Annotated in this window: 24 protein-coding genes; 17 read left to right on the top strand and 7 right to left on the bottom strand. The window is 70.2% G+C overall.

What is annotated here, in order from left to right; translation table 11 throughout:
• The first annotated feature begins 63 nt into the window (after positions 1-63).
• The 7 genes from era to ACQPZF_RS08110 all read left to right on the top strand — a co-directional run bounded on the left by era (position 64) and on the right by ACQPZF_RS08110 (position 5,297).
• Positions 64-960 carry a GTPase Era gene (era, locus tag ACQPZF_RS08080; protein ID WP_433269832.1) on the top strand — a complete coding sequence of 299 codons (897 nt, stop codon included), beginning with the start codon at positions 64-66 and terminating at the stop codon, positions 958-960.
• Between the two features lie 53 nt (positions 961-1,013).
• The gene (gene recO, locus ACQPZF_RS08085) at positions 1,014-1,766 is read left to right on the top strand and encodes a DNA repair protein RecO (protein WP_433269834.1); all 753 of its coding nucleotides are present in this window, start codon (positions 1,014-1,016) and stop codon (positions 1,764-1,766) included.
• 87 nt (positions 1,767-1,853) lie between these two features.
• Positions 1,854-2,765 carry an isoprenyl transferase gene (locus tag ACQPZF_RS08090; protein WP_433269836.1) on the top strand — a complete coding sequence of 304 codons (912 nt, stop codon included), beginning with the start codon at positions 1,854-1,856 and terminating at the stop codon, positions 2,763-2,765.
• Between the two features lie 62 nt (positions 2,766-2,827).
• Positions 2,828-3,193: a hypothetical protein gene (locus ACQPZF_RS08095; RefSeq protein WP_433274476.1), complete on the top strand. Its 366-nt coding sequence runs from the start codon at positions 2,828-2,830 to the stop codon at positions 3,191-3,193.
• A complete protein-coding gene (locus ACQPZF_RS08100; RefSeq protein ID WP_433269838.1) occupies positions 3,193-3,465 on the top strand; it encodes a hypothetical protein in 273 nt (90 codons plus the stop codon). The genes ACQPZF_RS08095 and ACQPZF_RS08100 overlap by 1 nt, the downstream gene beginning before the upstream one ends.
• Positions 3,466-3,507: 42 nt before the next feature.
• Positions 3,508-4,518 carry a permease gene (locus ACQPZF_RS08105; RefSeq protein WP_433269840.1) on the top strand — a complete coding sequence of 337 codons (1,011 nt, stop codon included), beginning with the start codon at positions 3,508-3,510 and terminating at the stop codon, positions 4,516-4,518.
• A complete protein-coding gene (locus tag ACQPZF_RS08110) occupies positions 4,515-5,297 on the top strand; it encodes a TIGR03943 family putative permease subunit (RefSeq protein WP_433269842.1) in 783 nt (260 codons plus the stop codon). Before ACQPZF_RS08105 ends, ACQPZF_RS08110 begins: the two co-directional genes overlap by 4 nt.
• Positions 5,298-5,373: 76 nt before the next feature.
• Here the strand turns inward: ACQPZF_RS08110 and ACQPZF_RS08115 are convergent, their stop codons facing one another.
• From ACQPZF_RS08115 to ACQPZF_RS08125, 3 genes are all read right to left on the bottom strand, one after another.
• Positions 5,374-5,796 carry a Fur family transcriptional regulator gene (locus tag ACQPZF_RS08115; RefSeq protein ID WP_433269844.1) on the bottom strand — a complete coding sequence of 141 codons (423 nt, stop codon included), beginning with the start codon at positions 5,794-5,796 and terminating at the stop codon, positions 5,374-5,376.
• Positions 5,793-6,149, bottom strand: coding sequence for an ArsR/SmtB family transcription factor (locus ACQPZF_RS08120; RefSeq protein WP_433274478.1), 357 nt, complete (start codon positions 6,147-6,149; stop codon positions 5,793-5,795). The genes ACQPZF_RS08115 and ACQPZF_RS08120 overlap by 4 nt, the downstream gene beginning before the upstream one ends.
• 75 nt (positions 6,150-6,224) lie before the next feature.
• Entirely contained in the window at positions 6,225-6,494 is a 270-nt protein-coding gene (locus tag ACQPZF_RS08125; RefSeq protein WP_433269846.1) for a hypothetical protein, read from the bottom strand.
• Between the two features lie 17 nt (positions 6,495-6,511).
• Between ACQPZF_RS08125 and ACQPZF_RS08130 the strand changes: the two genes are divergently transcribed.
• Positions 6,512-6,889, top strand: coding sequence for an antibiotic biosynthesis monooxygenase family protein (locus tag ACQPZF_RS08130; protein ID WP_433269848.1), 378 nt, complete (start codon positions 6,512-6,514; stop codon positions 6,887-6,889).
• 102 nt (positions 6,890-6,991) lie between these two features.
• Complete coding sequence (locus tag ACQPZF_RS08135) at positions 6,992-8,377, top strand: glycine--tRNA ligase (protein ID WP_433269850.1); 1,386 nt, start codon at positions 6,992-6,994, stop codon at positions 8,375-8,377.
• 470 nt (positions 8,378-8,847) lie between these two features.
• Here the strand turns inward: ACQPZF_RS08135 and ACQPZF_RS08140 are convergent, their stop codons facing one another.
• Entirely contained in the window at positions 8,848-9,774 is a 927-nt protein-coding gene (locus tag ACQPZF_RS08140; RefSeq protein ID WP_433269852.1) for an AraC family transcriptional regulator, read from the bottom strand.
• A gap of 47 nt (positions 9,775-9,821) precedes the next feature.
• Between ACQPZF_RS08140 and ACQPZF_RS08145 the strand changes: the two genes are divergently transcribed.
• From ACQPZF_RS08145 to ACQPZF_RS08160, 4 genes are all read left to right on the top strand, one after another.
• Positions 9,822-10,292, top strand: coding sequence for a DUF1772 domain-containing protein (locus tag ACQPZF_RS08145; RefSeq protein WP_433269854.1), 471 nt, complete (start codon positions 9,822-9,824; stop codon positions 10,290-10,292).
• A gap of 159 nt (positions 10,293-10,451) precedes the next feature.
• A complete protein-coding gene (locus ACQPZF_RS08150) occupies positions 10,452-10,805 on the top strand; it encodes a hypothetical protein (RefSeq protein ID WP_433269856.1) in 354 nt (117 codons plus the stop codon).
• Positions 10,806-10,862: 57 nt separating this feature from the next.
• Positions 10,863-11,450, top strand: a complete 588-nt coding sequence (locus ACQPZF_RS08155; protein WP_433269858.1) for a carbonic anhydrase — start codon at positions 10,863-10,865, stop codon at positions 11,448-11,450.
• A gap of 15 nt (positions 11,451-11,465) precedes the next feature.
• The gene (locus ACQPZF_RS08160) at positions 11,466-12,920 is read left to right on the top strand and encodes a SulP family inorganic anion transporter (protein WP_433274480.1); all 1,455 of its coding nucleotides are present in this window, start codon (positions 11,466-11,468) and stop codon (positions 12,918-12,920) included.
• Between the two features lie 108 nt (positions 12,921-13,028).
• Here the strand turns inward: ACQPZF_RS08160 and ACQPZF_RS08165 are convergent, their stop codons facing one another.
• A complete protein-coding gene (locus tag ACQPZF_RS08165) occupies positions 13,029-13,949 on the bottom strand; it encodes a serine hydrolase (protein WP_433269860.1) in 921 nt (306 codons plus the stop codon).
• 34 nt (positions 13,950-13,983) lie between these two features.
• Positions 13,984-14,709 carry a Type 1 glutamine amidotransferase-like domain-containing protein gene (locus tag ACQPZF_RS08170; protein ID WP_433269862.1) on the bottom strand — a complete coding sequence of 242 codons (726 nt, stop codon included), beginning with the start codon at positions 14,707-14,709 and terminating at the stop codon, positions 13,984-13,986.
• A gap of 47 nt (positions 14,710-14,756) precedes the next feature.
• On the opposite strand from ACQPZF_RS08170, the gene ACQPZF_RS08175 reads away from it, so the two are divergent.
• The 4 genes from ACQPZF_RS08175 (at position 14,757) to ACQPZF_RS08190 (ending at position 18,543) form a co-directional block, all read left to right on the top strand.
• Positions 14,757-15,395, top strand: coding sequence for a YdcF family protein (locus tag ACQPZF_RS08175; protein ID WP_433269864.1), 639 nt, complete (start codon positions 14,757-14,759; stop codon positions 15,393-15,395).
• A 600-nt stretch (positions 15,396-15,995) separates the two neighbouring features.
• Positions 15,996-17,252: a deoxyguanosinetriphosphate triphosphohydrolase gene (locus ACQPZF_RS08180; RefSeq protein WP_433269866.1), complete on the top strand. Its 1,257-nt coding sequence runs from the start codon at positions 15,996-15,998 to the stop codon at positions 17,250-17,252.
• Between the two features lie 20 nt (positions 17,253-17,272).
• Positions 17,273-17,518, top strand: a complete 246-nt coding sequence (locus ACQPZF_RS08185) for a hypothetical protein (protein WP_433269868.1) — start codon at positions 17,273-17,275, stop codon at positions 17,516-17,518.
• Positions 17,497-18,543, top strand: coding sequence for a serpin family protein (locus ACQPZF_RS08190; RefSeq protein WP_433269869.1), 1,047 nt, complete (start codon positions 17,497-17,499; stop codon positions 18,541-18,543). The genes ACQPZF_RS08185 and ACQPZF_RS08190 overlap by 22 nt, the downstream gene beginning before the upstream one ends.
• Here the strand turns inward: ACQPZF_RS08190 and ACQPZF_RS08195 are convergent.
• On the bottom strand, positions 18,513-18,719 hold the full coding sequence (locus ACQPZF_RS08195; RefSeq protein WP_433269871.1) for a hypothetical protein: 207 nt from the start codon (positions 18,717-18,719) through the stop codon (positions 18,513-18,515). The genes ACQPZF_RS08190 and ACQPZF_RS08195 overlap by 31 nt on opposite strands.
• Between the last annotated feature and the right edge of the window lie 106 nt (positions 18,720-18,825).

Consider the following 18,825-nt stretch of genomic DNA (forward strand, 5'->3'; position numbering starts at 1 on the left):
CCGGGCGCGACGGGAGCGAGGGCTGGGCGCGGCGGGTTCCGGGTGGCCAGGGACAATGGGCGGATGGATGGCTACCGTTCCGGGTTCGCGTGCTTCGTCGGCCGCCCCAACGCCGGCAAGTCGACGTTGACCAACGCGCTGGTCGGGACCAAGGTCGCGATCACGTCCAGCAAGCCCCAGACCACCCGGCACACCATCCGCGGCATCGTGCACCGGCCGGACGCGCAGCTCGTGCTGGTGGACACGCCCGGACTGCACCGGCCGCGCACGCTGCTCGGCCAGCGGCTCAACGACCTCGTCCGCGAGACCTGGACGGAGGTCGACGTGGTCGGCTTCTGCGTCCCCGCCGACCAGAAGGTCGGGCCGGGGGACCGGTTCATCGCCGCCGAGCTGGCGAAGATCGCCCAGCGGACGCCGGTGATCGGCATCGTCACCAAGACCGACCTGGTGGGCCAGCAGCAGGTCGCCGAGCAGCTCCTCGCCCTCCAGCAGGTGATGGAGTTCGCCGAGTTCATCCCGGTGTCCGCGCGGGACGGCTACCAGGTGGACACGCTCGCCGACCTGCTCGTGAGCAAGCTGCCCGAAGGCCCAGCGCTCTACCCGGACGGCGAGCTGACCGACGAGCCCGAGCTGACCCTGGTCGCCGAGCTGATCCGCGAAGCCGCGCTGGAGGGCGTGCGGGACGAGCTGCCGCACTCGATCGCCGTCGTCGTGGAGGAGATGCTGCCCCGCGAGGGCCGCGACGACCTCGTGGACGTGCACGCCAACGTCTTCGTCGAGCGGCCGAGCCAGAAGGCGATCATCCTCGGCCACCGGGGCGAACGCCTCAAGCAGGTCGGCATCACCGCCCGCCGGCACATCGAGAAGCTGCTCGGCACCCGGGTCTACCTGGACCTGCACATCAAGATCGCCAAGGACTGGCAGCGCGACCCCAAGCAGCTCCGTAGACTGGGCTTCTAGCGGCACGACTCGGGTCGCGACCGCCGACCGCGACTGGGGCTGCGAGACCGACCATGGCCAACCTGTACCGGGACACGGGAGTCGTCCTCCGGGTGCAGAAGCTCGGTGAGGCCGACCGCATCATCACGCTCCTGACCCAGAAGCACGGCAAGGTGCGTGCCGTGGCGAAGGGCGTCCGGCGCACGTCGTCCCGGTTCGGGGCGCGGCTGGAGCCGTTCGGGCACGTGGACGTCCAGTTCTACCCGGGCCGCTCGCTGGACGTCGTCACGCAGGTGCAGACGCTGGACGCGTTCGGCGTGGACCTGGTGGACGACTACCAGCGCTACACGGCCGCGTGCGCGGTGCTGGAGACCGCGGATCGGCTCACCGCCGAGGAGGGCGAGCCCGTCCTGCGCCTCTACCTGCTGGTGACCGGCGCCCTGCGGGCCCTTGCCGCCAAGGAGCGCGACCCGTCGCTCATCCTCGACGCGTTCTTCCTGCGCGCCATGTCCTTCGCGGGCTGGGCGCCGGCCGTCCACGAGTGCGCCCGCTGCGGCGATCCGGGGCCGCACAGGGCGTTCAACGTGCACGCGGGCGGTCTGGTGTGCCCGAACTGCCGTCCGCCGGGCAGCGCCACGCCCAACCACGACACGCTGCTGCTGCTCGGCGCGCTGCTGCACGGCGAGTGGGACGTCGTGGACGGCATCCCGAACGGCCCGCGCCGCGAGGCCAGCGGCCTGGTCGCCGCGCACCTCCAGTGGCACCTGGAACGGCAGCTCAGATCCCTGCCGTTGGTCGAGCGCAAGGCGCCCTTGGCCGACGGATAGAGTCGCCTGCCGCACGCAAGTGCCACTCGCGCGGGCACCGCCCTGCCGCACAGGGACACCGCCGCACCCACCTCCGAGAGGACCGCCATGCTTCGCCGACGGCGGGCCGAACGCGTCCAGCGCGTTGCCCGACCCCCGGAACCGCACCCCTCCGGCGCCACCCCGCCCGCGATCCCGGCCGACCTCGTGCCCAAGCACATCGCGATCGTCATGGACGGCAACGGGCGGTGGGCCAACCAACGCGGCCTGTCCCGCATCGAGGGGCACAAGCGCGGTGAGGCCGTCGTCGTGGAGGCGGCGAAGGGCGCGATCGAGCTGGGCGTGAAGTGGCTGTCGCTGTACGCGTTCTCCACCGAGAACTGGCGGCGCAGCCCCGAAGAGGTCCGCTTCCTGATGGGCTTCAGCCGCGACGTCATCCACCACCGCACGGACGAGCTGGCCGAGCTGGGCGTCCGGGTGCGCTGGGCGGGCCGGCGGCCGAGGCTGTGGCGCAGCGTCATCAAGGAGCTGGAGGTCGCCGAGGAGCGCACGCGCGACAACACCGTGCTGAACCTGGCGATGTGCATCAACTACGGCGGCCGGGCCGAGGTCGGCGACGCCGCGCGGGAGATCGCCCGGCTCGCCGCCGCCGGGCGGATCAACCCGGAGAAGGTGGACGAGCGGACCATCGGCAGGTACCTCTACCAGCCGGACATGCCGGACGTGGACCTGTTCATCCGCCCGTCGGGGGAGCAGCGCACGTCGAACTTCCTGCTGTGGCAGTCGGCGTACGCGGAGCTGGTGTTCCAGGACATCCTGTGGCCCGACTTCGACCGGCTGGACCTGTGGCGGGCGTGCGAGGTGTTCGCCCGCCGCGACCGGCGCTTCGGCGGCGCCGTGGACAAGCCCGACGACGCCCTGCCCGACGACCACCTGCCCGACGACCACCTGCCCGACGACCACCTGTTCGACGAGTCCGCCGACGACGAGCGGGCGGCCGATCCCGAGGAGACCCGGTGACCGAGGACGACGACGCCGCGGTGACGGCGCGGCTGCTCACCGCCGCCCGCGAGGCGCTGGAGATGTTCCACGAGGTGCACGTGGACGACGACGGCGCGCTGAGCTTCCGGCACGGCGAGGTGCCCTGCGCGGTGCAGGCGATGCGGCTTGCCGAAGGGCTGACCGTGCTGAGCCTGACCTGCGTCGTGGCGTGGGACCTCCCGGAGGACCCGAAACTGGCCGTCTCGGCCGCTGAACGGGCAGGTCAGGGCCTGTTCGGCACGCTGGGTGTGGTGCACACCGGACGCGGGATGGACGTGACCCTGCGGTACGCGTTCCCGGCGGAGGGTTTGCGCACGGAACCGCTGAGCACTCTGCTCATGCTGGTGGTCTCGACGGCGTCCCAGCTTCGCACTGAGCTGCTGGCGAGCGCGGAAGGCGGTGCCTGATGGGCGGCGTGATCGTGTACGAGCCGGACGACGACGCCGAGATCGAGGGGTTGCCGTGGGCGATCACCTTCGAGGCGTCGGCGGGCGAGGACTGGGACTCGTTCGTGTGCGGGCCGTACGAGCGTGACGAGGCGGTGGCGTTGGCCGAGTCGGTGATCCAGGAGGGCCGGGGCGTCACGGCCGTCGTGGAGCCGCTGCTGCCGGTGCGCAGCGCGATGGACGTGCTGTCCACGATCGACGAACTCCGGGAAGAGGTCGAAGACCCGACGTAGGTCGGTTCGGCGGCGCGCGCGGATCCTGGCATCATCTCGAAAGTGACAATCACTGGCGAACTCCGGGGGTCACGCCCGCGCCGCACCCCGCCACGCCTGCGGGTCACCTCGCTGGAAGTGCTGTGCGTGCTGCTGGTGGTGGCCCTGGTCTTCCAGGACTGGCTGGTGGCCGCGCTGGACGTGCCGGTGCTGCGGACCGCGTCCACGGTCTTCGTGGCGGTCTGCGTGCAGGCGATGCCGTTCCTGGTGCTGGGTGTCCTGATCAGCGGCGCCATCGCCGCCTTCGTGCCCGCGAGCACCCTGCGCAGGCTGCTGCCGAAGAAGACCGCGCTGGCGGTGCCCGTGGCGAGCGTGGCCGGTGTCGCGCTGCCCGGTTGCGAGTGCGCGTCGGTGCCGGTCGCGCGCCGGCTGATGCAGCAGGGCGTGGCCCCGGCGGTGGCGCTGTCGTTCCTGCTGGCGGCGCCGGCGGTGAACCCGATCGTGCTGGTGTCGACCGCCGTGGCGTTCCGGGACGCCCCGATGATGGTCCCGGCGCGGTTCGTCGGCTCGCTGCTCACGGCAGTGGTGATGGGCTGGCTGTGGACGCGGTTCGGCAAGGCCGAGTGGATCGCGGAACGCGCCCTGCGCCGGCTGCCGGACAACGACGGCACGTCCCGGTGGGTGGTGTTCGCCGAGACCGCCCGGCACGACCTGGTGGAGGCGGGCGGCTTCCTGGTGCTCGGCGGCGTGTTCGCGGCGGCGTTCAACGTGCTGATCCCGGCGGCGTGGATGGAGACCCTGGGCGCGCAGCTCGTGCTGGGCATCCTGGTGATGGCGCTGCTGGCGGTCGTGCTGGCGCTGTGCAGCGAGGCGGACGCGTTCGTCGCGGTCTCGATGTCCGCGCTGCCGCTGCTGCCGAGGCTGGTGTTCCTGGTGGTCGGGCCGGCGGTGGACGTGAAGCTCATCGCGTTGCAGACGGGCGCGTTCGGCAAGTCGTTCGCGGCGCGGTTCGCCCCGGTGACGTTCGTGGTGGCGATCGGCAGTGCGTTGGCGGCGGGAGCGGTGTTCCTATGAGGCGGGAAACGCAGAACATCCTGTTGGTGCTGCTCGGCGGCGCGCTGCTGAAGCTCGCGCTGACCGGCACCTACCTGCGGTACGTCAAGGAGTCGTTGCAGCCGTGGCTGGTCGCGACCGGGGCGGTCATGATCGTGCTGGCCGTGGTCGCGATCGCCCGTGACCTGAGGAGCGCGCGGCAGGAGGTCCACCGGCACGAGACCGCCCCGAACGAGCCTGTGCCGAACGAGACCGCGCCGGCCGGAACCGGCACGTCCGCCGTCCCCCACGAGGGGCACGAGCACAGCTCCCGCAGCCCGTGGATGCTGCTGCTGCCGGTGCTGGCGGTGTTCCTGATCAGCCCGCCCGCGCTGGGCGCGGACACGGTGAACCGCTCCGACCGCAACGCGGCGCAGGAGTCCAGGGCGGGCAACGGGTTCGCGCCGCTGCCGGGCGACGAGGTGATCCCGCTGACCATCACGGAGTTCGTCACCCGCACCGCGTGGGACGACTCGGGATCGCTGAACGACCGGACGGTCAAGCTCACCGGCTTCGTGGTGCGCAAGGAGCAGAACGTCTACCTCGCCCGGCTGACCATCTCGTGCTGCGCGGCCGACGCCGCGCCGGTGAAGACGCTCATGGTGGGCCAGGACTTCAGCGGACTGCCGACCGACCAGTGGGTGGAGGCGACCGGCCGGGTGGTGCCCGGCTCGGCGACCAAGGAGACGGCGTACGTGCCGACGTTCACGGTCGGCGAGATCACGCCGATCATCCCGCCGGAGGACACCTACGAGGGCTAGCTAGCGCGGTCGGTTCGACGGCTGACGCACACCGCCGGTGCACTGGTGGACCGGCGGCGTGCGCGAGTCGGCGGGTCTAGGTCGCCTTCGAGCAGTCCGCGCAGGTGCCGAAGATCTCCACGGTGTGGCTGACCTCGGAGAACCCGTTCTCCGCCGCCACCCGGTCGGCCCACTTCTCCACCGCCGGGCCCTCCACCTCGACCGTGCGCCCGCAGTTGCGGCACACCAGGTGGTGATGGTGGTGGGCGGAGCAGCGGCGGTAGATGGCCTCGCCGGAGTCGGTGCGCAGCACGTCCACCTCGCCCGCGTCGGCCAGCGACTGGAGCGTCCGGTAGACGGTGGTGAGGCCGATGCCCTCACCGCGCTTGCGCAGCTCCTCGTGCAGCTCCTGCGCGGAGCGGAACTCGTCCAGCGAGTCGAGCAGCTTGGACACGGCCGTGCGCTGCTTGGTGGATCGCAGGCCGGGCACAGCGGTGTTGGGGCGCTCGCTCGTAGTCACAGGTCCTCCGTCCCGAGTCCTCCGGAGTTGATACCACGCGGGCCTTCTTCGACGTGCGTCACGGCGTCCACGACGATGTGCGCCAGGTGCTCGTCCACCAGCCGGTAGACGACCTCGCGCCCGTGTCGCTCGCCGTGCACGACCCCGGCCGCCTTCAACACCCGGAGGTGCTGGCTGATCAGCGGCTGGGCCACGCCCAACGCCTCGACCAGCTCGTGCACGCACCGGTCGGCCTCACGGAGCTGGAGCACGATCGAGATCCGGACCGGCGCGGCCAGGGCGCGCAGCAGCTCCCCGGCGGCCGACAGCGTGGGTGCGGGCCGGGGCGGAACCGGCGCAGCGGCGCCGCGCATGGGGGAGTGCACGTGTTCGCTCCGCACTTCGACCGTCACGGCGCCTCCAGGTGGTATGGATTTTCACCACCGATACTACGTTCCGAGCACAGAGACGGTGACCAGCACAAGCACCGCAAGTACCAAGAGCCGCAGCACCCGGGCGCTCGGCGTCAGCAGCCGCCAGGTCGCGGCGAGCAGCGCGGCCACGCCGAGGACCAGCACGCCGAGCAGCACCGCCCCGACCGTGCCCCGCAACCATACTCCGAGCCCGAACAACGCCAGGACCAGCAAGAACGCCGCCGGGCCGGGCACCCGGGCCAACGGTCCGGCGCCGGGGATCAGCGTCCGCTTCGAATCCGCCACCGTGGCATCCTTGCACCGTGCTCCTCGTGTGCCGGTTCACCGTCCCCGAATCCGACGTCGAGCAGTTCACGGCGCGCACCGCCAGGGCGCTGGAACTGCTCACCGCGCAACCGGGCTGCCGGCGCGGCGCGCTGAGCCGGTCCACCGACGAGGCCGACCTGTTCGTGCTGACGGTGGACTTCGACTCGGTGGTCGCCTACCGCCGCGCCCTGTCCCCGTTCGAGGTCCGCGAACACGTCATCCCGCTGCTGTCCGAGTCCTCGGCGGAACCCGCCGCCTACGAGCCGCTGCTGGTGGCCGATGACGGCGCGGTGGAGAAGCTGACCAGCCTGGTCGCACGGGACGCGGGCACGGTCCGGCTGGGCGAGGCGGCAGGCCCGACGACACCGCGTTAGATCCGCAAGGCTGGCATGGCCCCACCGTGGTCGCCGGACGGCGGCGGGGAGCCGAGGACTACGCTGGCAAGCCCGTTTGTTCGCCCCTCCGATGGAGTGTCCGTGGCAGCCGATCGCATCGAGACCGTCGTCAGCCTGTGCAAGCGCAGGGGGTTCGTCTACCCCTGCGGCGAGATCTACGGCGGCACCAGGTCGGCCTGGGACTACGGCCCGCTGGGCGTGGAGCTCAAGGACAACATCAAGCGGCAGTGGTGGAACTTCATGGTCCGAGGCCGTGAGGACGTCGTGGGCCTGGACTCGTCGGTGATCCTGCCGCGCGAGGTGTGGGTCGCATCCGGGCACGTCGAGGCGTTCGTCGACCCGTTGGTGGAGTGCAACTCGTGCCACAAGCGGTTCCGCCAGGACACGCTGTCCGAGGAGTACGCCGAGCGCACCGGCAAGGACGTCGCCGAGGGCGACGTGTCCGACGTGCCGTGCCCGAACTGCGGCACGCGCGGCCAGTACACCGAGCCGAAGATGTTCAATGGCCTGCTCAAGACCCACCTCGGCCCGGTGGAGACCGACGAGGGCCTGCACTACCTGCGCCCGGAGACCGCGCAGGGCATCTTCACGAACTTCCTGAACGTGCAGACCACGTCACGGCGCAAGCCGCCGTTCGGCATCGGCCAGATCGGCAAGAGCTTCCGCAACGAGATCACCCCCGGCAACTTCATCTTCCGGACCCGTGAGTTCGAGCAGATGGAGATGGAGTTCTTCGTAGAGCCCGGCACCGACGAGGAATGGCACCAGTACTGGATCGACGAACGCACCCGCTGGTACCACGAGTTGGGCATCTCCCAGGAGAACCTGCGGCACTACGAGCACCCGAAGGAAAAGCTGTCGCACTACTCGAAGCGGACCGTCGACATCGAGTACCGCTTCCGGTTCGGCGGCCAGGAGTGGGGCGAGCTGGAAGGCATCGCGAACCGCACCGACTTCGACCTGAACACCCACTCGGACCACTCGGGCATCGACCTGTCGTACTTCGACCAGGCCACCAACTCCCGCTACCGCCCCTTCGTGATCGAACCGGCGGCCGGCGTGGGACGCCCGATGATGGCGTTCCTGCTGGAGGCCTACACCGAGGACGAGGCCCCCAACGCCAAGGGCGGCGTGGACAAACGAGTGGTGCTCCGCCTGGACCGCCGGCTCGCGCCGGTGAAGGCGGCCGTGCTGCCGCTGTCCCGCAACGCCGACCTGTCACCCAAAGCGAAGGACCTGGCCAACGCGCTGCGCAAGCACTGGAACGTCGACTTCGACGACGCCGGCGCAATCGGCCGCCGTTACCGCCGACAGGACGAAATCGGCACGCCATTCTGCGTGACAGTCGACTTCGACACCTTGACCGACCACGCGGTGACAGTCCGGGAACGCGACACCATGTCCCAGGAACGCGTCTCGATGGACCAGTTGGAGGGCTACCTAGCTGCCCGACTGGTAGGCGCCTAACCTCGAATAATCTTTCAAAAAAAGAAAAATACGCAACGACACCACCGCAGAGGAACCACAACGCAAGGCGACCAGTACCTACGCAGGTCTGGTCTCAAGCCGGGAACGTTAAGCAGCGGGACCACATTATCGATAAACCCTGAAGCTGCCAGGGACGGCTGGAACGCCACACGCGCTACGGAGCGTGCACTTGCGGTTGCCAGGTCGCGTGCTTCTCGGGCCGAAGGCACGCGGCTTGGCACGCTGGGCGGGTTGCTTTGCGGGCGGCGTGTTGCGCTGACACCGGTCCCCCGGCGGCCTTTAGGGCTTTCGATGATGTGGTCCTTTTGCGTGCTGTTCCCGGCTTGAGCCCAGACCTGCTCAGGTACTGGTCGCCCTGCTTCGTGGCCACTCTTCTGCCGTCTTTTTGCGTAAAAGCCTTGAGGAAAAAAAGATTGCCGTCTTGCCGTCTTGCCGTCTTGGCGTTTTTGTCAGGCGGTTGTGCGGTATTCGGAGGGGCTGATGCCGCGTACCCGCTTGAACGCCGTGCTCAAAGCGAACGGGGTGCTGTAGCCGACCTGTCTGGCTACGGAGGCGACGGTTGCGGACGGTTCTCGTAGGAGGTCGGCGGCCAGGGTCAGGCGCCAGTTCGTCAGGTAGGCCATCGGGGGTTCGCCCACCAGGTCGGTGAAGCGTCGCGCCAGCGCGGCTCGGGAGACGCCGGTCGCGGTGGCCAGGGTTGCCACTGTCCACTGCCGTGCCGGGTCGCCGTGCAGGAGTTTCAAGGCGCGGCCCACCACCGGGTCGCCGTGTGCGCGGTACCAGCCGGGGGCGTTCGCTTCCGGGCGGCAGAACCACGACCGGAGCACGGAGATCAGCACCAGGTCGAGCAGACGGTCCAGCACGGCTTCCTGGCCCGGTTCGTCCTTGGCCACCTCGGCGGCCAGCAGTGGCACCAGCGGCAGGTCGGACTGCGGTGCCACCAGCAACGGCGGCAGGGCGGACAGCAGGCGGCGGCTCACCTCGCCGTCCAGTTGGTACGTGCCGGACAGCAGCAGCACGGAACCGTCCGGGTTGCCGCCCCACGTCCGCACGCCCAGGTCCCACACGTCGCACAGCGCCGAGCCGTCCGGGGTCGTGCTGACTTCGCCGGGGTGGATCACGGCCTGCGGCGGTGTCGACGGGTCGTCGGCCAGCGTGTACGGGTCGGGGCCGCGCAGCACGGCCACGTCGCCGGACCTCAGCGGCACCGGGTCGCCCGCGTGCGGCAGGACCCAGCCGTCGCCGCGCACCAGTGCCACCACGGACAGCGGTGCGCGGTCTTCGATGCGCAGGGCCCACGGCGGATCCAGCACGGTGCGCAGGAGGAACGCCCCGCGTGCCCGGGGACCGTCCAGGAGACCGGCTAGTGCATCCACGCCCTGGAGCGTAGAGACGATCGGATATGGAATCGAGCCTCAAAACGATGGCAAGACTCGCGCGCCCGGACTTGACTGTCGCCATGTTCTTCACGTTGACGATCATCGCGGCCCTCGGCTGCGGCCTGATGGCAGGCGTGTTCTTCGCGTTCTCGGCGATGGTCATGCCCGGTCTGCGCCGGGCGACGCCCGCCGAGGGCATCGCGGCCATGCGCGCGATCAACATCGCCGTGGTGAACCCGGCGTTCGTCGGCGTGTTCCTGGGCACGGCGGCGGTGTCGGTGGCCGCCGCGTTCGGCGGGACGACGGCCGGCTGGGTCGGCGCGGCGCTGTACGTGCTCGGCGGCATCGTGCTCACGGCCGCCTACCACATTCCGCGCAACAACGCATTGGAGCAGCAGGGCACACCCGAGTACTGGACGCGCTACTTGCGGGAATGGGTGCCGGCGAACCACGTGCGCGCGATCGCCTGTCTCGGTGCCGCACTGGCTTTCACGTTTGCCGCGACGCAGCTCTGAGATGCGTCACGCTCAGTAAGGTTCACGATTTCGGATGACATAGATCACGCACGAACGAGTGAATATCTGGTCGAAGTCACGAAGCCGCTTCACCATTAACCCTGATGTCACCCCGCGCTGTGAAACTGGTACCACAAGCGCGGCTCTTCGGGGGGTGTCATGGCGCGTGTCGTCGTCACCGCGGTACTGCTGGCGCTCGTCGCCGTGCTCACACCGTCGCCGGCCGGCGCGGACTACGTCGTGGCCGTCGCCGTGACCGCCCACCGGACGGGCGTGCCCGTCGAGGCGCTGTCCGAAGAGGACCCCAACCGCGAGTGCCGGAAGGGGCCGGAGCCGCGCGCGTTCTCGGCTGCCGGCCAACGGTTCGGCCACCAGCGCCAGACCGGCCAGGCCGACCGGGCGGCGGGCGCGTACCCGGCCGCCCGGCTGCCCGAGCCCGTGCTGCTCGGCGCGGCCACCGACCACCTGCACACCCGGCTGACACCGTCGAGCCTCCAGGTGTTCCGCAACTGATCACCGTCGCTGTGCCACAACCGCATCCTCGCCACTACTGACCTGTGGGGAAATCCGATGGAATTCCGTCACCTAGTTCAGCATGCCCGGACGCATTCGCAGCGGCGCTCCCCGGAAACGGGACGTCGACTCGCGGCCGGCCAGTCACCGACCGCCCTGTTCATCACCTGCGCGGATTCCCGCATCGTGCCCGCCGCCATCACCGGCGCGGAACCCGGCAGCCTGTTCGAGCTGCGCACGGCCGGGAACGTGATCCCCGCGTTCACGCCCTACTCGGCGTCCAGCGAGATGGCCACCATCGAATTCGCCGTGGTGCAGCTCGGCGTCTCCGAAATCGTCGTGTGCGGCCATTCGCACTGCGGCGCGGTGAACGCCCTGCACAGCGGGCGGCGGGCGCTGGACCACCTGCCGACCATGCTCCGCTGGCTCGCCACGCACGCCCCGTTCCGCACCGCGGCGTCGAACGACCCCGGCCTGCGCGTCGAAGGGCAGGACCACGTGCTCGCGCAACTGCGCACTCTGGAGGACTACCCGTTCGTGCGTGAGCGGATCGCCACCGGCGATCTCCGCACCCACGGCTGGTTCTACGACATCGAGTCCGGCGAAGTGTCGGCGTTCGCCGCCGACCGCTTCCAGCCGCTCTAGGAGCTTGGCGTGACCATGCACATCGAAGAACCCGTGTCCCGCTCGCCCGGCGGGACCTCCTACTGGCCCGACGTCGGGGCGTCGCTGGTGGTGTTCCTGGTGGCGCTGCCGCTCTGCGTCGGCGTCGCCGTGGCCTCCGGCGTCCCGGCCGAACTGGGCATCATCACCGGCGTGGTGGGCGGCCTCGTCGTGGGGCTGCTGCCCGGCAGCTCGCTCCAGGTCAGCGGCCCCGCCGCCGGCCTCACCGTGCTGGTCGCCGACACGGTGGCCGCGCACGGGCTCGCCGCGCTGGGCGTCATCGTGCTCGGCGCGGGCCTGCTCCAGGTCCTGATGGGGCTGCTCCGCCTCGGCCGCTGGTTCCGCGCCATCTCGCCCGCCGTGGTGCAGGGGATGCTCGCGGGCATCGGCCTGGTGCTGGTGCTCAGCCAGCTCTACCCCTTCGCGGGGCGGGAAGCGCCCGCCACCACCGGCGAGAAGGTGGTCGGCCTGCCCGGCCTGGTCGTCGACGCGGTCGGCAGCCCCGCCGGCATCGGCGTCGGCCTGCTCACGCTCGCGGTCGCCGCGCTGTGGAACCGGTCGCGACTGCGGGTCGTGCCCGGCGTGCTGGTCGCGGTGGTCGCGGCGAGCGCGGTCGGGCTGCTGCTGCCGCTGCCGCGCATCCAGGTCGGGCCGCTCGCCGACGTCGTGGCACCGGTCGACGTCAGCCTGGTGGACGCCGGCGTGCTCGGCGCGATCGTGACGTTCGCGCTGGTGGCGTCGGCGGAGAGCCTGTTCAGCGCCGCCGCCGTGGACCGGATGCACAGCGGACCGCGCACCCGGTACAACCAGGAACTGGTCGCCCAGGGCGTCGGCAACGCGGTGTGCGGCGTGCTCGGCGCGCTGCCGATGACGGCGGTGATCGTGCGCAGCGCGACGAACGTGCGGGCCGGTGCGCGCACCAAGCTGTCGCGGGTGTTGCACGGCGGGTGGCTGCTGGTGTTCGTCGTGGCGCTGCCCGGAGTGCTGTCGTACGTGCCGCTGGCGGTGCTGGCCGCGATCCTCGTGCAGGCGGGGTGGAAGCTGCTGGAGCCGCGGCGGGTGGTCGAGCTGGTGCGGACCGACCGCGCGGAGAGCGTGGTGCTGCTCCTCACGGCCGGGCTCATCGTGACGACGGACCTGCTCACCGGAACCGTGGTCGGCCTGCTGGCCGCGGTGGTGAAGACGGCGTGGGACGTGTCCCGGCTGACCGTCACCGTCACCCCGGACGGGCAGGAGCACGAGCACGTGACCTTGCGCGGGAACGCGACGTTCCTGCGGCTGCCGCGCCTGCTGGAGACCTTGGAGTCCTTGCCGGTGACCAAGCACGTGCGGGTCGACCTCAGCGGCCTGCGCCACCTGGACCAGGCCTGCCGGCAGGCCATCGAGCAGTGGGCCGCGGCCCACCGCACGGCCGGCCGCACCGTGGACCTGATCCGACCGGCTTCGAGCTGACCGTGCCCGGCCGGATTTCGATCGGCCGATGCGGAATCGGCGTCGCGGTCGGCTGAGCGGTGCCTGAGACGAGCGGAGTCCCGGAGGACGGCGTGGTCCTCCGGGATGTCAGGCGAGCGCGGCCAGCAGGGTTCGGGTGACGTCGGTCAGTTGTTCGCGGGCTTGGTCGGTGCTCGCGCTGCTCTGCACGGACAGCAGGGCCACGGCGTAGCGGTTCGCCGCCACGCCTGCGGTGTGCAGGTACAGCTCGGCCGGCAGGTACCACATCCAGCCCTGCTTGGCGTACGCGTCGAGGTCCGGCGCGAGCAGGCCGAACGCCTGGTCGAAACCGTCGGCGGCGGTATCGGGCGCGGTCGACAGGGCGGTGACCACGAAGTCCCGCTCGGATTCCGGCAGCGTGGTCAGGATGTACTGGTAGAGGCGCGTCAGGTCGTCCGCCGACGTCTCGACGTCGCCCCACTGGGACGCGTCCTCCGGCGCGTGCGTCGTGGTCAGCCCGACGAGTTCGGCGACCCGCCGGACCGCGCCGATGCCGTCGTGCAGGGTCCACAGGGTGTTCATGGCGTCGTCGTCGCTCGCGCTCAACGCCCGGGTGAGGCGGTCGCGGTCCTCGTCGTCGATCTTGCCACCGGTCAGCAGGTCGACGGCGACGATCAGCTTGCTCAGCGACGCCGAGCGGAACGGCACGTCGTCCTGGTGGCCCGCCCGCGCGCCGGTCGTCAGGTCGAGGACGGACACCGCGAGGTCGATGTGCCCGGCTTCCTCCACCGCCCGTGCCACCGCAGCCGAGAGGTCCGGCGCGGCGGGCTCGGCCGCGCGCGGCACGGCTGGCCTGAGCGTGTTGTCCGCGGACGGCGTGGCTGCTTCCACGGTCGGTGCGGCGGTGGGCCTCGCCGTGGTGGTGGGCCTCGGCGTCGTGGCGACGGTGGTGGGTTTCGTGGTGCTGGTGGGGATGTTGGTGCGTGGCGCGTCAGCGTGTGCTGTGCAGGCCGCCGTCGTCACCGCGACGGCCACTGCTAACGATGTCACCCATCCGTGTCTCCCCACCTTTTTAGAAGTAGTTTCACAACCGCCTGATGTCGAGCGATTCCTCCTGTGCGGTTGCTGAAGAACCGTCACGTCGCACGACGTACGCCCCACCGCTTCGGCGTTCCGAAACGGCCTCGACCAACTCCGTGCCCCGGTACAGCAGCCCCGCGCCGTCGTCGGTGCAGTACGTCAGCGGCAGCACACCACTCGCGACCGCCGCGTGGATGGTCGGCCGCCGCTGCTCCTCGGTGTCGTAGTGCACCCCGTTGCCGTAGGGCAGCAACGCCAGCCCGTTCGCGACGACCCGCAGTTCCGGCCCGAACGAGTCCGTCGCACCGCCGACGTGCCAGCAGATCGACCCGGCCGACACCCCGCCCAGCACGACACCCGCTTCCCAGGCCCGGCGCATCGCCTGGCCGACGTCGTGCACCTCCCACACGGCGAGCAGGTTGGCCACGCTCCCGCCGCCGGCCCAGACCACGTCGTGCTCCAGCAGGAAACCCGCGATGTCGGCGGTGGGTGGCATCGTGAACAGGTTGAGGTGGCTGACCTCCCAGCCCGCCAGCCGACCGGCCTCGTCGAGGTCGGCGTTGAACGACCGTTGGTCCCCGTTGGCCGTGCCCAGGTGGCACAGCCTGGGTTTCCCGGCGCCGGACAACTCGACCGCGTAGTGGACCAGCTTGTGGAACTCCAGGTTGGTGCGGCGACCGACCTTGAAACCGCCGGAAGTGGCCAGGATCGTGGGCTGCTCTGCGGGCATTCCGTGATCCTCGCAGCAGTCGCGGCAGGTATGGGATCATCGTCGCCGTGACCTTCCTGGCCCGACTCCGCCGACTGGTCCAACGCACCCTGATCGGAGCCCTGGTAGTCGGATTCCTGGTCGTGGGCGGCACGGCGTTCCGGGTGTGGCAGGTGGCGCGCGAAGACGACCGGACCCACGCCGACATGGCGGTTGTACTGGGCGCCGCGCAGTACAACGGGGTGCCCTCGGAGGTATTGGAAGCACGCCTCCAACACGCCCGACGCCTGTACCAGCAGGGTGTCGTGAACTACATCGCCACGACCGGCGGGCGGCAGCCCGGTGACAACTTCACCGAGGGCGAGGCAGGCAAGATGTGGCTCGAACAGCACGGCGTGCCCGAGGACCGGATCCTGGAGATCGGAGAGGGCGCCGACACCCTGGGCAGCATCCGGGCACTCGCCTCGGAGGCGCGCGGCCGTTCACTGAAGACCGCCGTCATCGTGTCCGATCCCTGGCATTCTCTGCGGGCACGGACAATGGCCGAGGACGAGGGCTTGGACGCGTGGACCTCGCCCACTCGCAGTGGGCCCAATGTGCAGACCCGTGAGACGCAGTTGTTCTACATCAGACGGGAAACCGGCGCACTGCTGTACTACCACTTGATGAAGGCCCCGGTGGACGCTTTCGACGGCATCGTCCTCTGACGCCAGCCTCGCCCAAAGCCGACGCGAGCACAGCAGCAGCCCGAGGCTTGCGCGAGCACAAAGAAGGGGCCTCGTGTTCTCCCCGTATGGCCTGCCCGCAGGGCAACCGCGCTTGTCAAGGAGGCGCAAGCACGCTCTTCGCTTGCGCCTCCTTGACAAGCGCGGTGGTCTTTGACCAGGTCATACGGGGAGAACACGACGCCTTGGCATTTCCTCCCCGGAGGCCTGCCTAGCGGCGAGCGTCGCTTTTCGCTTTTAGTCGAAGAGCTTCAAGCGTCCTCGCCGGACCGGCAGGCCGCCAAGGATGTACACAAAAGCAAGACTCGGGCGTCGTGCCATCCCCGCATGACCTGGTCAAAGACCACCACCCTTTTCCTGGGAATGCAAGCGAAAAGCGTGCTTGCATTCCCAGGAAAAGGGTGGTTCCCTGCGGGCAGGCCATACGGGGATGACACGCAGCCCACCGCGAGGTGTGCGCGCTGCGCGCGCCATTGCGAAGAGCGCGAAGCGCGTAGGGGGTGAAGAGCGCGGAGCGCGGTGGGGGGTCAAGCGTGGAGCGTGGTGTGTGCGTGGTGGGGTCTGGTTCCTTACGCTGGGTCGATGAGTCGTGGTTACACCAGGCATGAGTCGGCTCGGTTGGTGGTCGAGGGGCCCAAGGGGGCTGTGTTGCCCGGGGCTCGGGCTGAACGGCGGACTCCGTTCTCTCGGGATCGGGCTCGGGTTCTGCACTCTGCCGCGTTGCGGCGGTTGGCCGGCAAGACTCAGGTTGTCGGGCCCGGTGAAGGGGCTGAGGTGACCGGTGTGCCCCGTACCCGGCTCACTCACTCGTTGGAGGTTGCCCAGATCGGGCGGGGGATTGGCGAGGAGCTCGGGTGTGATCCCGATGTCGTGGACACGGCGGGTCTGGCGCATGACATCGGGCATCCTCCCTTCGGGCACAACGGGGAGCGTGCGCTCGATGAGCTTGCCGGTGGGTGTGGGGGGTTTGAGGGCAACGCCCAGACGTTGCGGATTCTCACCCGGCTGGAGCCCAAGACCGAGCGGGGGCTCAATCTGACTCGGGCCTGTCTGGATGCGGCTACCAAGTATCCGTGGCCTCGGCGGCCCGGGGTGGTCAAGTTCGGGGTCTACCAGGACGACCTGGACGTCTTCGCGTGGATGCGGGACGGGGCGCCGGGTGATCGGCGTTGTCTCGAAGCGCAGGTCATGGACTGGGCGGACGATGTGGCCTACTCCGTGCACGACGTCGAGGACGGGGTGCTGGCCCACCGCATCACGTTGGCGTCGTTGGGGGATTCCGAGGAGCGGGCCGCTGTCGCCGAGCTTGCCGCCAAGCACTTCTCGGACCAGCCGGTGTCGGTGCTCGAAGCCACTGCCGAGGAACTGTCGCGGTTGCCCGTCATCGCGGCGTTGGCGGACTACGACGGGTCGTTGAGGGCGCAGGTCGCGCTCAAGCGCCTTACCAGTGAACTGGTCGGGCGGTTCGCCTCGGCTGCTGTCGGGGCCACCCGTGAAGTCCACGGGGACGGGCCGTTGGCGCGTTACGAGGCCGATCTCGTCGTCCCGCCGTTGGTTGCCGCCGAAGTGGCGTTGCTCAAGGCCGTTGCCGTCCGGTACGTCATGAGTGATCCGCAACGGCTCCGGCTCCAGGAGCGGCAACGGGAGTTGATCGCCGAGTTGGTGCAGCGACTGCTCGCCGGTGCGCCCGGGACGTTGGACCCCGCGTTCGCGCCCGCGTGGCGGGACGCTTCGGACGACGCTGCCCGCTTGAGGGTCGTGGTGGACCAGGTCGCGCTGCTCACCGACGCGCAGGCCATCGCCTGGCACGCGGCGAACGGCTCACCCGAAACCCTGTGACCGGTGGCACACTCGGTGGCATGGCCGAAGAGTCGACACGACCGCCAGGCCGCCCGTGGCCGTGGCGCAGACCCAGTCGGGAACCGGTGTACGCCGGGGACTTCCCCGACGAGGGGTGGACCGAAGATCCCGACGACGGGTCCGCCGGGGTGCGTGAACCCCGGTACCCCAAGCCGCTCGGGCCGTCCAGCGGCGCGGGGGAGCGCCCGATCCCGGACGACCCGGTAGTGCTGAAGGAGACCCAGTGCCTGATCGAGAGCACCTGACGTTCGCCCTGACCCTGCACGGCGCGATCGCATCCGATCCGACGCGCAACGCGTGCTGGTCGCCGTATTCGGTGGCCAGTGCGCTCGGCATGCTCGCCCATGCCGCGCGTGGCGAGACGGAGCGCGAGCTGGTCGCGTTGCTCGGTTCGGACAACGCCAAGCTGCTCAAGGCCTCCGACGTGGGTGACGACGCGGAGTTCGCCGTCGCCAACACGCTGTGGTCGTGGGACGCGTTGCCGCTCAACGAGGACTTCCTCGTGGAACTCGGCGGGTGGCCCGGCGGGAAGTCGCGGCCGGCGCCGTTCGCCGAGGACCCGGACGGCGCGCGCAAGCTGATCAACGCCGACGTCGCCGACACCACGCGTGGGCTGATCCCGGAGTTGCTGCCGCCCGGCACGGTGACGACGGAGACGGTGGCGTCGCTGGTCAACGCCCTGTACCTGAAGTGCGGTTGGACCGAGGAGTTCCCCGCGCACGACACCGCGCCGCGGCCGTTCCGGGGTGTGGGTGACGTGCCGACCATGCGGCTGGAGTCCACTTTGCGCTACGGCCAGGCCGCGGGCTGGGAGGCCGTCGCGCTGGCCGCGCGGGGCGGTGTCGAAGCGGTCGTGTTGCTGCCGTCCGATCAGCTCACCGGTACCGAAGGCGTGCCCGAGGCGCTGGAAAGCCTTGAGTGGCAACGGATCGAGCTGTTCCTGCCGAAGCTGGACCTCACCGTGCCGGCGGTCCTGGGCGACGCGCTGCGGGAGGTCGGCGTGCGGAAGGTGTTCACGCAGGAGGCCGACCTGACCGGGCTGAGCCCGGACCCGCGGCTGCTGGTGGACGAGGTGGTGCACGAAGCCGTGCTGCGGTTGGACGAACAGGGTTTCGAGGGCGCCGCCGCGACCGCCGTGATGATGCGCCTGACGTCCTTCGTCGAGCACCCGCCGCCCTTGACGGTCCGGGTCGACCGCCCCTACCTGCTGCTGGTCCGGCACGCCGAGACCGGCGCGGTCTACTTCCTGGCCCAGGTCGTCGCGCCCTGATCGGAGAACCGGAGCTGGAGCCGCATGCCCTCGCCGCCCCGGCCGGGCAGGGCGCACAGCAGGACGGTGCCCCACTCGCCGTGGCGGACCCGGACGGCGCACGAGTCGCCGGTCAGCAGGGTGCCCGCGAGCAGGCCGGCGGCTTCGGCGTCGAGTTCCAGGGTGAGGCTGGTCATGGCCCTCGACGCTATGCCCTTCGTCACGCCGGACCCAGTCACTCGAAGGTGTCACGTTCCGCGTGGCCGTCTCGTCCCCGGTGGGTAGCCCGACCCGAGGAGGGAA

The sequence above is a fragment of the Actinosynnema sp. CS-041913 genome (assembly GCF_050942485.1).
GTDB lineage: Bacteria > Actinomycetota > Actinomycetes > Mycobacteriales > Pseudonocardiaceae > Actinosynnema.